Raw genomic sequence first — 13,959 nt, 5'->3', positions numbered from 1 at the left:
ACTATTTGGCTACAGGGATCATATGTTTAACAGTATACGTACGCGAATTGCGGTGAGTGCAGGTGGAGCAATGGCTTTCACTCTGTTGATCGCAATGGGCATGACCACCAGCGCCTTTACCGATGTGAACAAACAAGTCACTGAAAAAGTAAAGACGCAGCTGACAGACGCCACAACGACAGATTTACAAAACACAGCTATTCAACAAGGTTTGAACATTGCCAACCAACTTGATCCTGTACTAGCAAACCTTAAGCAAGCACGATCCATTATTGAGTTAAGTTCAGAAACCAGCGCAAGCGCAGACCTTATCGTTAAACAGTTTACTGCCGCATTGGAAGCACAAAACAAAGCTGTATTTGCGGGCTACATGGTGTGGGAGAACAAGACTTGGCCACAACAAACCGATCTGAATAACGAGATCAGCTTGGACACCGAATTAGGCTTTAACAGTCAGGGCTACCTTGCGCCTTTCTTCTCTCCAAATGATCAGAACAGCTTTGACGCCGTCGCAATGGAGAGCTTCAGCAATACCGAACTCAACAGCAACGGTGAGCGCAAAGACGACTGGCACTTAATGCCATACCAAACCGGTAAGACATTTGTGATGGAACCCTATTTCTATCCAGTTCGCGGCAAGCAAGAGCTCATCACTACCATCAGCCAACCAATCAAACAAGACGGGAAAATCATTGGCTCAATTGGTTTTGACTTGTCTTTGTTCGAACTTCAAAGCCAGAGTGAATTATTTGCACGTAACTTGTTTGATGGCGAAGGAAAAATCCTTATTACATCATGGAAAGGCATAACTCTCGCCAACAGCCGTGCTGGAAACATGGTGGGTAAAAGAGTCTCTTCTGAATTGGAATCCGAATGGTCGACAATTCAATCTATCGCTAAGCGAGAAGGGGCTGGTCTTGTTAATTTCGGCGGCGATGAGTACGCAATTACCGCAATTGAGACCAGTGATGCTCCATGGGTAGTCATGGTGTCGGTTCCCAGTAGTCACCTTACAAAAAGCGTCGACGACTACACGCAATGGAGTGATGTACAGAATTCAAAAGCACTTGAAAAAGGTGTGTGGGCGGGGCTCATCGCAGCTATTCTAGGCATTGCCTCAATGGCATTCATTGCCAATTCTCTGGGCAAGGTTCTGAACAACTTAGTGGAGCGTTTTAAAGATGCAGCGCAAGGCGAAGGCGACTTAACTTACCGCATTGAAGTGAAAGGAAAAGATGAAACCGCTCAGCTTGCACACTGGTTCAATACTTTCTTATCTCGTATGCAAGAGATGCTACTTACCGTTATGGTAACGGCCGACCAAGTAGATAAAAACGCAACAGAAGGCCAAGCTCGTGCTGAAGTTTCACGTGACCAGTTGAACTCTCAGGTTAACGAGGTGAACTCACTTGCAACCGCGATCAATGAAATGAGTGCGACTGCGCAAGAAGTGGCAAGTTCAGCGGTTCAAGCAGCCGCAGCCGCAAGCCAAGTACAAAGCAACAGTCTCAATGGCATGACACGCATGGACAATGCCGCCAGCGCAGTAGACAGCTTAGCTGTGCAGGTAAATGACGCACAGCAACAAACGCAAAATTTGGTCGATTCGAGCACCGCTATTCAGGGTATCTTGAGCGAGATTGGTGGCATTGCAGAACAAACCAACTTACTTGCGCTTAATGCCGCTATTGAGGCAGCACGTGCGGGTGAAGCAGGACGAGGCTTTGCTGTCGTGGCAGATGAAGTGCGTAACCTCGCAAATCGCACTCAAGGCTCGACAGAAGAGATTCGTTCGATGTTGGCTCGCCTAGAGCAAGAGACTCAATCTATCGTGATATTGATGGAGCAAAGCCAGAAGCAAGCGAATGACACCAAAGGGGAAACCCAAGCAGCACATCTAGCACTATCTGAAATCAACCAAGCGATTGAAGTGATTAACGACATGAACAATCAGATAGCTTCGGCTGCTGAAGAGCAAAGCTCAGTATCAGAAGAGATTAACCGCAATGTAGTGATCATCAATGACACCGCAGTGGAAGTGATGGGTACCATGACATCATCAGTAGCAATAAGTAATGAGCTGACAGTGAAAGCCGGAGATTTGCACGGTGAGTTAAGCAAGTTCAAGCTTTCTTAATTACCAACAACGTCTCACAATAACTAGGCCGAGAAACACCATGTTTTCGGAGAAACGCGATGTTCTCGGCCTCTTCATTTCTTAATTCCCACTCAGCTCCAAACTCATCGATTGCAGTTCATCTATTAAATTTTACGGAACAAAGCTAATCAGACTCTATTTCCACAAGCTGATTGAGCACTTCTTTGTCCAATACCGGGTGATGTTTGCTCGCTAAGATCAACACAATATCCACTGCTGGTAACGGCGGCATGTCTTCAATAATTTTCAAATCCGGAGTCACGCTAAGCTTACCCATAGCACCAATCGCTAAACCCGCTTTAACAATTGCTCGCTGCGCAGAAGCCGTATTACTGCACGCCAACAGTTGATAAGGCGTACCCTGCTTGGTTAAGCCATTCACGGCCGCAGCGTGGTACTTACAATCGGTTTGGAACAGAGCTAATGGCACCGGTTTGGAATCATCAAACGCATAATCAGGGCTGCTTATCCAAACCCCAGTATCACTGGTGAGCCAATACCCCTCTTCGCTGTCGGGCGCTCGGGTGACAATTGCGGCATCTAAACGGCCGTCATCCAACCACTCTCTCAGCGTAATGCTGGGCAGGCTAAATATTTGGATTGAGCACGTTGGTTCTGCTTGCTGCAACAGGCGAATCACTTTCGGCAGAATGGTGTCGTTATAGTCTTCCGGGCATCCCAGTCTTAAAGGTTGTTTGTCCTCATAACGCTTTACTTGCTTTAGCGCGGTATTGTGAAGAGCGACCAACTGTTCGGCATGAGAACGCAGCGCTAAGCCAGCTTCAGTCAGTATTAAATTACGTCCCTCTTTCTGGAAAAGAGTCACATTGAGCTCTTCTTCCAACTTTCGCATCTGAGCACTGAATGCCGATTGGGTGCGGTTGATCTGCTTCGCCGCACGCGTGAAGCTGCTGGTTTCTATAAACGCGAGAAATCCTCGCAACGCATCAATGTCCATATTGAAATCACCACCCATCGTTTTTATTAATGTATTGCATCAAAATTATCCGTTAGTGCCTCGCAATACAATCCCCTAAGCTCAAAAGCATACCCACTAAACGCAAGGAAGCAACGATGCAGCTTTATATTGGAAACCAGAACTACTCAACTTGGTCACTGCGCGCTTGGTTAATCTTCGATAATTACAACCTGAATGCAGAAGTCATCAAGCTCAAGCTTTTCACCTCTAATTTCTACGACACTCTGGCTAAAGTGACACCAACGGCTAAGGTTCCAACCCTAGTTGATGGTGACGTTGCGGTGTGGGATTCATTGGCGATTCTCGAATACGTTAACGACGCCCACTTGAACGGTGCAGCGTGGCCCAGTTCAGTGAAAGAACGCGCCCATGCCCGAGCAATTTCCGCAGAAATGCACTCTGGATTTTTTGCCGTCAGAAATGAAATGCCGATGAACTGCCGCGCACAACGAAAGCTCACACTCAGTGAAGATGCACTGAAAGACATCGCTCGTATCGATGCAATATGGTCAGCGCAAGTGGAGCTGTACCCACAGGGATGGTTGTTTGGTGAATGGTCTATTGCCGATGCGATGTTTGCACCTGTGGCGCTGCGCGTAGAAACCTATGGCATCAAACTTTCAGAGAAGGCATCACAGTATCAACAACGCGTGCTTAACAGCCCATCAATACAAAAATGGCTAGCAGAAGCGAGCTTAGAAACCGATGTGGTTGAAGAGGACGAGGCAGGCAAGCCTGTATAAATTGAACGTACGGTTCAAAACTCGAATTAAAAACAGTCGAGAAAAACTCTTGGTAAAGCGAGAGAGCCGAGCCAAGAGTTTAGTTTGAGTTATCCAACATGCTTTGAATTAACTCTGCTAGCCGTTTAATTGCCCTCTCTTGCACCGCCGTACATTCAAATGACGAATTGAGCCTAAAACAATGATCAAACTCGTGATTTAGTGAAAACATTCTGCCAGGTGCAATACTGATGTTCTCTTTAGATGCAAGTTCGTACAAAACCGTCGCATCCAATCGCTCTGGTAACTCTACCCACAAAAAATACCCTCCCTCAGAATAATCAATATTCACGCTTGAAGGTAGGTGCGTACACAAAGTCTGCCAAACAGCGAATTTTCGCTGCTCCAATTTTCTACGCAACTGGCGTAAATGATTTTCATAGTTACGTGTGGAAAGGTAGGTTTCAAGAGCGAGCTGTATCGGCGCACTCGCTGATAACGTGCTCATTAATTGCAGCTTTTGTATCGGCAACGCCATTTTTCCTGCCGCTACCCAACCAATACGAAACCCAGCGACCAGCGTTTTAGAAAAAGATGAGCAATGCATTGTCATCCCTTTTGGATCAAATGCTTTTGCAGGCAAAGGCTTCTTACCACCAAAATACAGTTCGCTGTATACATCATCTTCAATCAAGAAAACATCGTACTTTGCCAACAACTCAATCAAACGTCCCTTTTTTTCATTCGATAGAGTATAACCCAAAGGGTTTTGCTGGTTCGTCATCAACCAACAGGCTTTCACTGTATGAGACTTGAGCGCATTCTCCAATGATTCCAAATCTATCCCTTCGGTTGGATCCGTTCTGATAGATAAGGCGCGTAAATTAAGCCTTTGTAGTGACTGAAGTGCTCCATAAAAAGTTGGAGACTCGACCACAACCCAGTCACCAGGCTTGGTAACCGCTTGTAGACTGAGGTTTAGAGCTTCCAGCGCGCCTGCAGTAATCACTATCTCATTTGGATGCACGTTCATTCCTTCGGCGGCATAACGCTTCGCAATAATTTGACGTAGCCCTTGGTTTCCCGGAGGTAAATTATCCAAAGCGCTTGAAGTAGGCATATGGCTCATTGCACTAGTCAGAGATTTGTTGACGGATTTTCGTGGGTACAAATTAGGGTCTGGATACACTGAACCAAAATCAACGGTATGAATAGTACGATTTGCTTTGAGAACATCAAAAATAAAATCATTAATATCAATACCTTCTGATTTTGATACCGTAACTGAAGAACGCTTGATTGGAGGGGATAATTTCTGAATTTTAGGGGCTACAAAATACCCAGATCGTGTATGTGAGACAATCCAGCCTTGGCTTTCTAGAACTTGGTAAGCATGTAAAACCGTCATCAGGCTAAGACCGGTCGTTTCTGTTTGCTTACGTAGTGACGGCAGTTTGTCCCCCACTACCCAAACATTGTTTTGAATCTGTTCTCGGACTTGATCGACAAGCATTTCATATTTTGCCATTTGGGTACCATCTCAACATTCGTTCACTTAGGACTCTAATCTTTCTTTTACTCTAATCTTTCTTTTACTCTAATCTGTTATACCTAAAACCTAAATTTCTGTATCTATTATAGTTTCAAGCCAATTCCTATAATCCTCGCACTTTCCATTTCAAGACAAACAACCTTAATAGGAATTCATTATGAACGATCTCAATACGGTAGCACTACGAGCTCTTAAATTGATGGATCTTACCACTCTCAACGATGATGACACGGCAGACACCATTATTGAGTTGTGTAAGAATGCTAAAACACCAGCCGGAAACACGACAGCCGTGTGCATTTATCCGCGCTTTATTCCTATCGCTAAAAAGCAATTGCGTTTGCAAGGCACACCAGACATTCGTGTTGTGACAGTCACGAACTTCCCACACGGAAATGATGATATTGATATTGCCGTTACAGAAACCAAAGCGGCACTTATGTACGGCGCAGATGAAGTTGATGTTACATTCCCATACCGTGCCTTAATAGCTGGAGATGAAAATGTCGGCTTTGAGATGGTGAAGCAATGTAAGGCTGCCTGTGGTAATACCCCACTTAAAGTCATCATTGAATCTGGTGAACTGAAAACGACAGCGCTAATTAAAAAAGCCTCTGAACTCTCGATTAAAGCAGGCGCTGATATCATCAAAACATCGACAGGGAAAGTACCTGTTAATGCCACTCCAAAAGCCGCACACGCGATGTTGTCGGTGATTAAAGAGTTAGGTGTCGAGAACCGCGTTGGCTTCAAAGCTTCAGGAGGCGTTCAAACTGCCGACGATGCAAAAATATACCTAGATATGGCTGACGAGCTGTTCGGTAACGATTGGGCTACCAACAATATGCGTTATCGCTTTGGCGCTTCTAGCCTCCTCAATAACTTACTCCACACACTCGGTAAGAGTAAGACTATGACAACAAGTGAGTACTGATTTCATCGAATCTCAGCTCTGAAAAATCGTCGTTTCAACCATTACGGTTGAAGCGACTAAGATAAAAAGACAAAGACTCTTCAAAGTTACACTTCAAATAAAACGCCAACATAGCTCACCAATCTACGGTTCATTCTTTCCGTCGAGCCAATTCTTTCCATCGATCCAATATACTTGACTGTGATCACCGAATCACAATGTGCAGACTTGATTGTTTATATTCAACTAAATTCAAACTATTAAGATAAACATCATGTTACGAGCAACGATCGCATTACTCAGCGTGGCCAGTTTCGCTGTATCTGCCAATGTCACCCTTCCCACTGGACAAGACTGGCTCAATCATGCCTCTGAAGGGCTGGCACCTTATTGGCTGATGCCTAGCGCTCAGGGAGAACCGATAGGCAATTTCCCGACGTTTCGTTGTGATGACGGTACCTTGCTTGATGTTTCTGATGTGTGTCCTGAATTAGACAGAGGCTGGATCACGCCACACTTTGATAAAGAGTTCACACGGATGAAGTCACGCCAAACTTATGCTTATGGCGTGCTCTACCATCTTACCGGAGACAAGCAGGCTTTATCGCTTGCCAAGCAAGGTGCCTACTACCTCATTGATCAGCTAGAAGATAAGCAAAATGGTGGCTTTATTGGCTACACAAAAGAGGGGAAATCAGGTCAGGATTGGCAGCAACGTACCTCTCAAGATCAAGCGTATGCGCTAGTTGGTCTTGCCATGTACTACTACCTGACCCAAGACAAAAAGGTAGAAGAAGCGCTCATCGCCCAACAAGCTTTTATCTTTGATAAATATCGACTTAGCGACAACAGCGGCTTAGCGTGGGTACTTGCTGACGGCGAAGATGGCAAAGCCACACGACGTGAATTGGTCGCACAACTTGATCAGATTAACGGTTACATGCTGTTAGTCGCCCCTTTGCTGAAAGAGCCGATCAAATCAAAATGGCTTGATGACCTGAATTGGCTCACGCAAGCCATGATTGACCAATACCATTCTGAAAATGAACAACGCTTCTACGGCGCAATTCATGATAAAGCTGCGATGATGGCGAATGCCAATCACAACGATTTTGGACACACCATCAAAGCATATTGGATGACCTATCTAACCGGTCATGCATTGAATAATTCTGAATGGTCGGAGTTTGGCATCAAAGGGATGAAACACACCTTAGAGCAAGCTAAATACCAGAAAGACTTCGTGAACGTATCTCAATACTTTGGTGAGCAACTTCAGAATGCGTGGAAAGGACAAGAGATAACTGGATGGCAAAGCAGACCAAACACAAATTGGGCGTCATCATGGGAATGGGCAGAACTTGACCAAGCTGCAATGACGGTTTCACTGGTCGATGGTTCAATGAAAGACGTCCTGCAATACACCCTACCGACCTTTCATGATGTATGGGTCGACCACAAATACGGTGGCGTTGGGCTTGAACCTAAACGAACTAAGGCTTTCCATTGGGGTAATGGCTATCATCAATTCGAACATGCGTTGATTGGTTATTTGTATGCTCGACAAGAGGAAGGTAAACCCGCTGTACTTCACTACGCAAGGCCAGCCCATAGCGAGATGCCAATGGAGCCTTACTACTATCAAGGTGATGTAGTGGAGTTAGAGAACACTGGAGATGGTACGCAGAAGGTCAGCTTTAATAACATTCGACCTTAGCGTCTGGTAATCGCTCGTCGATACTTTTAGCAGAGGTTAACCGTTAAGACGGAAGAGAGAAATCACTAGTCGTTAGCAAAGCCTGAGAAGAAAAGACGCTTTTCAGGCTTTTGAAATACAGTTGAACGGCATTATTGGTAGGGTTTAAAATTGGTATTTGAGCGATAAAACCTTATCGGCTCTCAGTTGAGAGGGAACAAGACGTTGCGAAAATCACTTCTTCTTATTCTGCTCAACCAGCTTTTCATTCCACGCTACGTTGCCGTCTCGCTTGCTGACGTCATACTCAGAACAAAACTGCGATATGGTCATGTTGTTATCGCCCGTCGCTAACTTTAATGCCAACTGAACTTGTTGAAGCTTGCTTTGAAGGCGAAGGTTTTGGCCTGCCTTTGGGCTTTTTTCTTTGGCGAACTTTAAAGCGGCGTGTTTACGCTCTGCGGCACCCGCTCGGCGATCCGCTTCTGATAACAGATATTTTAGCTGCGCGACACTCTTGCCCTTCTTAAAGGCAGGCTCAAGCAACTCAACGCATTCATCAAATGATGGATTTATAACATATGGATCAATTTTATGCGCTTGTTGACGCATCCATTCTAGCGCGAGCTTTTCATCTGACATTTTGCAATCTTTACCAATAAAACAGCCGTACATGGTATCGCTCAATAGCAAACCGCTGCAATAAAAAATTGAGTAACTTTTGCCTTTTTAATTAGAGCTTGTCGTTAAGTATCAATAACGCCAAATCAAACCGCTGCCTTAACCCCGCAACGAAGAGCCAAACTTGACGCTATTGATACCTCATTCGGTCTTTTTAACGCATCACAAACAGCTCTTCGTGATAGTTCTGGTCAACGTTGAACTTGTACGTATCCAGTTCTTTTTTAAGCGATGTCGAGAACCGCTCTGGCCCGCAAAAATACAGCTCATAATCGTTTAAATCACCACACTGGTGAGCAATGCGTTCAGCGTTTAATCGAGGTGAGTGCAAGGTGTCTATCACGTTCAACTTCACTCCTACTTGATGTGCAAAGTGCCATAACTCATCCACCAAATGCTCATCGACACCACGAGTGCAATAGAATAGCTCGATGCGAGAGTGAGTCTCCTCTGTTTTGAGCGCTTCAAGCGTTGCAAAAAACGACGCTATCCCGACACCGCCAGCAATCCAAATTTGTGGCTTACTTAGGTCAAACTCAAGTCGCCCATAAGGCCCTTCCACCGTAACAGCATCGCCCGCATTTACTCGTTCATAAAGACCATTCGTAAAGTCACCCAATTCTTTAATCAAGAAGCGCAGTTCTGAGTCTTCGCTACCTGACACAATGGTAAACGGGTGCGGGTCTTCATTGCCGAAGCGCAAGTACGCAAACTGCCCTGCTTTATGGCCTCGCCAAGATGTATCGGGCTTTAGCACCAACTCCATCACTTCGGCTTGTGGAAAATATCGAGTGGAGGAAACAGCAGCAGAGTGACGATTACGACGCCCTACAAAACCCAACAAACTGTAAATCGCGGCAATAGACCCAACTAAAGCAAATACCACCGTTAGGTAATAAATAGGCTGGCCCCAATAGGCATGTTTGAGCAGTAATACCGAGTGAAACGCGATCAAAAGATACGCTACAGACATCAGGCGATGTGACAATTTAAACGGTTTGTATTTCACGGCCGCCCACAACGACGCCACCAGTAAAACGAGTAATAAGTAAAAACCCCATTCTCCAATGCTTTCAGCAAAACCGTGTAGTCCATTGACCCATGCTTCCCAACCAGACAAAGCTCTTGCAGGGCCAGAACCGTCATGACGAACAGGTTTAGCCAACACTCCAGACATCACTAGCCACTTAGGGATCTGGTACCACAACCAGTGTGTCACACCCAGAGCTACACCACCGATACCCAACCATTTGTGGACGCGATACGCCTTATCCATACCGTTGAGCCAATTTTCAACCATAGGCAAACGCATCGCCAAGATCATGGTGATGGACATTAACATCAGAGACAAAATACCCGAGTACTGAATCATGGCGGAGCGCCATTCAAATACATTGTTTGAAGCGAAGAGTTGCGGTTCCATCGCAAACCAAAAGGCTGACATTGTGGCAATCATTGCCCAGATGATATTGCGGACTGTTTTCATGTTTTCACGCTCTCAAAGACTATAACTTTACTTTAGTTTCTTGAATGTAAAGGGACGTCAAAGTGCGTAAATCTATGCAAATAGTTTGCACCACATAAAAAATCACACTTTAAAGAAGCACCTGTTTCGCAAAAATACCGACGAAACCAGTGCCACATAGCTATTCAGGGCAAACCCGTTGATCGATAGAAAGTGATACTGCGTACATATTGATCCGTTAGTAAGCAAGTTTGTGATAAACAAAAATGAGAAGAAGAGAAGATATGAAGGACATCAGCCTTTCGAAACATGATCTGCAAACAATGGATCAGAGGCATCGTACTCGATTGATTAACTCTCTGTCAGGGTTCAAAAGCGCCAACCTTATTGGTACCTGTGACAAACAGGGGTTCGATAACCTTGCTGTTATCAGCTCGGTAGTTCATTTAGGATCGAACCCACCACTGTTTGGTTTTATCGTTCGCCCCTGCGAAAGTCGCCGCCACACGCTAGAGAATATTCTAGAAACTAAGCACTTCACGATTAATAGTATTGGTGCCGATTTTGTTAAAAAGGCGCATCAAACATCGGCTCGCTACCCTAAACCAATCTCAGAATTCAACGCGGTCGGTCTCACACCTTATTACGACAATGTGTTCCCTGCTCCGTTTGTCTTAGAAAGCCCTTTAAAAATAGGTTTGGCCTTCAAAGAACAAATCACAATAGAAAGTAATCAAACTCAAATGTTGATTGGTGAAGTTATTACGATTCACGCGCCAAAACGCGCCATGATGCCGGATGGCTACCTTGATTTAGAAGCGTTGGACTTGGTCACGATTTCAGGACTGGATAGCTACCATGTCACTCAAAGGCTGCATCGTTTAAGTTATGCCAAACCACATGAACCTTTGTTTCCGCTGACTCGTGAAGGTAACCCAACTTCATGGGAAGCTTTTGAACTCAATCTAACTCATTTTGTTCGGTAATTTTCCGTCAAAAGTGCTAACTTTCTTTGACTCCAAGAGAGGCAGCTCAAAAAAGGATTCATAAGGACGCAACTAAACGGTATGCATCCTTCAAGAGCATCTCACTCAATCTTAATTCTGTTCCCAAGGTCCCCCTTTGAAGTTAACTCACTTTAAATACAAAACACGCAAAGGCCCAGACTACCGACATGGCGATCAGGTGTCTTTCATGGACATCAAACAGACCTTCGGTATGGGCAGCATTCGCGTGGGAGCTTGGGTTTCTAAAGAAGAGAAAGAGCTCGCTGCGAACCTGATATTCGACTCGCTGGCAGACTTGGCTTACATCTTGGCTCTGCCGCCAGAAGCGATTGGCCTGCGCGGCACGTTAGGCTTAGCCTTTGGCAGTGGTGGTAGGAAAGGTGTGCAAGCACACTACGCACCGAACCAACGAGAGCTAGCCCTCGCCAAGAACGCTGGCGCCGGTGCATTAGCCCACGAGTTTTGGCATGCGTTTGACCATTACATTGCCGAAAAGGCGTTTGAGATTGGTGATATGTCCGGCCCTCGAAAACACATCTTGTTCGCCAGTGATTGTTGGCTACACGATAGAAAGGTGCGACCTCATCCATTAAACGAGAGTTTGATGTCTGTATTCGACGCCACATTGCTCAGCGGCAATAATCTGGATAAACACGACTACGTGGCTCGAAGTGTTATTGCCGACAAGGCAACGTCTGCCCGTTATTTCTCATTACCTACGGAGATGATGGCACGTGCTTTTGAGTCTGCAATTGAATCCTGCTCTGATATCGAGAATTCTTACTTAGTCGATGGCACGACCAAACCGGATATGTTCCCTCTCTATCCAGACCTCACACATAGAGAGGAAATCTACAATGCGATGCAGGGGTATTTTGCTCCGTTGGGACGATCTTTAAGTAAGTAACGTTTTGAGTCGTTTGCTTGAAGAGATGACCAAGCAGTGGAAAATGTTTATAGTCGAGACACAAACTTCAACATCCATGATTTAGAGGCAGTAATGATCAGTTGGCCATCTTTGGTAAAACTCGACGGTGACGATGAGCTTATTTACGTCGCATCCGAACGCGAATTTCAAGCAGAATGCTCAGACATGATCTTGGGCGAAGATGATTACCTCATCGATTCTGAAGGCGACAGCTACTCGCTTCAATCGAGTTCAAACCAACTATCCCTAGCTAAACGAACACTGCAATATTCGGTTGAAGCCGTGACGAAACTGATTCGAAATCATGAGTTCCAGAAAGCAGAAGTATGCCTGATGAAGATCCACTTCCTGACTATCGAAGAAGCGATTCAGTCTTTGGCTTTTGAGCCACGTTAATATTGGTTATTAGTTCGAAACCTAACTTCGAAGCACAGTAGTGAATTAATACAGTACATACAAAAACAGCGCCCAAATAGGCGCTGTTTTTCGTTTTATCTCGCTCGTAGATTACGCGACAAGAAGTTAGGTTAAGCGATAAAAATCTGTGCCAGTGCGTAGCCTAAACAACATGCACCGACCACACCGATTAAACCCACCGACATGAATGAGTGGTTGAAGTACCACTTACCAATCTTGGTGGTGCCAGAGACATCGAAGTTAACCGTTGCGATATCTGATGGGTAGTTCGGGATGAAGAAGTAGCCGTACACCGCTGGCATTAAGCCGATAAGCAGTGCTGGATCTAATCCTAAGCCAAGGCCAACAGGTAGCATCATACGCGCAGTAGCGGCTTGCGAGTTCACCACAACCGATACGATGAATAGCGCTAGAGCAAACGTCCATGGGTAATTCGTTACCATTTCCACGATGCCAGACTTGAACTGAGGCATTGCATATTGGAAGTAAGTATCCGACATCCAAGCGATACCGAAGATAGCAATTGCTGCCACCATACCCGATTTGAATACCACACCATTTGGTACATCACGTGGGTCAGTTTTGGTTGCCAGCAAGATGATACCGCCGAAACAGAGCATCATCATTTGGATGATTACCGACATCTTGATTGGCTTGTCGCCGTCTACGATAGTTCTGATCTCCGGCACCATCGCCACGATAACAATCACGACAATTGAAAGTAGGAAAATCAACACGGCATTACGAGCCGAAGTTGGAAGCACTTCATCCAAAGACGTCGCCGTCGTGTTCTCGATGCGTTTTTTCCACTCAGGATCTTTTAGACGTGCTTGATAATCAGGATCGTCGTTCAATTCTTTACCGCGTTTCAAGCTATATAGAGAAAGTAAAAGTGTGCCGAACAGCGTTGCAGGAACCGTCACCATCAAAATGGAAAGCAGAGTAATGGAGTGTTGGACATCGGAAAGTTGCGCGAGGTAATACACCACTGCAGCCGAGATTGGAGAAGCCGTAATCGCTAGCTGAGACGCCACTGATGCCGCTGCCATTGGACGCTCAGGACGAATACCATTCTTCAACGCAACATCACCGATGATAGGCATGATGGAGTAAACCGCGTGGCCAGTACCTAATAGGAATGTCATCGAGTAAGTCACGAACGGTGCTATCAGGGTGACGCGTTTCGGGTTCTTTCTCAGCACCCTTTCCGCGACTTGCAACATGTATTTCAAGCCACCAGCCGCTTCGAGGATCGAAGCACAGGTTACCACGGCGAGGATGATCAACATTACGGTGACAGGTGGAGACGTTGGTGGCATCTTGAAGACAAACACCTCGATAACCAAACCAATACCAGAAACAACACCTAAGCCGATACCGCCATACCGAGACCCGATATAAAGTACGACTAATAAAAATAGAAACTCAAAATACAACATAA

At 45.5% G+C, this 13,959-nt stretch carries 12 protein-coding genes; 7 read left to right on the top strand and 5 right to left on the bottom strand.

What is annotated here, in order from left to right; all coding sequences use genetic code 11:
* Positions 1-22: 22 nt before the first annotated feature.
* Positions 23-2,137: a methyl-accepting chemotaxis protein gene (locus OCV36_RS17150; RefSeq protein WP_135457003.1), complete on the top strand. Its 2,115-nt coding sequence runs from the start codon at positions 23-25 to the stop codon at positions 2,135-2,137.
* Between the two features lie 145 nt (positions 2,138-2,282).
* On the opposite strand, the gene OCV36_RS17145 is transcribed toward OCV36_RS17150, so the two are convergent.
* Entirely contained in the window at positions 2,283-3,134 is an 852-nt protein-coding gene (locus OCV36_RS17145; protein WP_135457001.1) for a LysR substrate-binding domain-containing protein, read from the bottom strand.
* Positions 3,135-3,232: 98 nt separating this feature from the next.
* Here OCV36_RS17145 and OCV36_RS17140 point away from each other — a divergent pair, with 98 nt between their 5' ends.
* Positions 3,233-3,880: a glutathione S-transferase family protein gene (locus OCV36_RS17140; protein ID WP_135456999.1), complete on the top strand. Its 648-nt coding sequence runs from the start codon at positions 3,233-3,235 to the stop codon at positions 3,878-3,880.
* Positions 3,881-3,959: 79 nt separating this feature from the next.
* Here OCV36_RS17140 and OCV36_RS17135 read toward each other — a convergent pair whose 3' ends face one another.
* The gene (locus OCV36_RS17135; protein ID WP_135456997.1) at positions 3,960-5,387 is read right to left on the bottom strand and encodes an aminotransferase-like domain-containing protein; all 1,428 of its coding nucleotides are present in this window, start codon (positions 5,385-5,387) and stop codon (positions 3,960-3,962) included.
* Positions 5,388-5,568: 181 nt separating this feature from the next.
* On the opposite strand from OCV36_RS17135, the gene deoC reads away from it, so the two are divergent.
* Complete coding sequence (gene deoC / locus OCV36_RS17130) at positions 5,569-6,345, top strand: deoxyribose-phosphate aldolase (RefSeq protein WP_135456994.1); 777 nt, start codon at positions 5,569-5,571, stop codon at positions 6,343-6,345.
* Between the two features lie 253 nt (positions 6,346-6,598).
* Positions 6,599-8,041, top strand: coding sequence for an AGE family epimerase/isomerase (locus tag OCV36_RS17125; RefSeq protein ID WP_135456992.1), 1,443 nt, complete (start codon positions 6,599-6,601; stop codon positions 8,039-8,041).
* A 213-nt stretch (positions 8,042-8,254) separates the two neighbouring features.
* On the opposite strand, the gene OCV36_RS17120 is transcribed toward OCV36_RS17125, so the two are convergent.
* Together OCV36_RS17120 and OCV36_RS17115 are read right to left on the bottom strand one after the other, a co-directional pair.
* Positions 8,255-8,662, bottom strand: a complete 408-nt coding sequence (locus OCV36_RS17120; RefSeq protein WP_029223609.1) for a hypothetical protein — start codon at positions 8,660-8,662, stop codon at positions 8,255-8,257.
* A gap of 193 nt (positions 8,663-8,855) precedes the next feature.
* Positions 8,856-10,187, bottom strand: a complete 1,332-nt coding sequence (locus OCV36_RS17115; RefSeq protein WP_135456991.1) for a ferredoxin reductase family protein — start codon at positions 10,185-10,187, stop codon at positions 8,856-8,858.
* Between the two features lie 263 nt (positions 10,188-10,450).
* On the opposite strand from OCV36_RS17115, the gene OCV36_RS17110 reads away from it, so the two are divergent.
* The 3 genes from OCV36_RS17110 to OCV36_RS17100 all read left to right on the top strand — a co-directional run bounded on the left by OCV36_RS17110 (position 10,451) and on the right by OCV36_RS17100 (position 12,497).
* Positions 10,451-11,152: a flavin reductase family protein gene (locus OCV36_RS17110; protein ID WP_135456988.1), complete on the top strand. Its 702-nt coding sequence runs from the start codon at positions 10,451-10,453 to the stop codon at positions 11,150-11,152.
* 136 nt (positions 11,153-11,288) lie between these two features.
* Entirely contained in the window at positions 11,289-12,080 is a 792-nt protein-coding gene (locus OCV36_RS17105; protein ID WP_135456987.1) for a CLCA_X family protein, read from the top strand.
* Between the two features lie 93 nt (positions 12,081-12,173).
* Positions 12,174-12,497, top strand: a complete 324-nt coding sequence (locus OCV36_RS17100; RefSeq protein WP_135456984.1) for a DUF4144 domain-containing protein — start codon at positions 12,174-12,176, stop codon at positions 12,495-12,497.
* Positions 12,498-12,628: 131 nt separating this feature from the next.
* Here OCV36_RS17100 and OCV36_RS17095 read toward each other — a convergent pair whose 3' ends face one another.
* Complete coding sequence (locus OCV36_RS17095) at positions 12,629-13,957, bottom strand: anaerobic C4-dicarboxylate transporter (protein ID WP_029225082.1); 1,329 nt, start codon at positions 13,955-13,957, stop codon at positions 12,629-12,631.
* Positions 13,958-13,959: the final 2 nt, after the last annotated feature.

It is taken from the genome of Vibrio echinoideorum, from assembly GCF_024347455.1.
In the GTDB taxonomy this organism is placed as follows: Bacteria; Pseudomonadota; Gammaproteobacteria; order Enterobacterales; family Vibrionaceae; genus Vibrio; species Vibrio echinoideorum.
The sequence above is the reverse complement of the archived record's forward strand: the minus strand, read 5'-3'. Positions and strand labels throughout refer to the sequence as shown.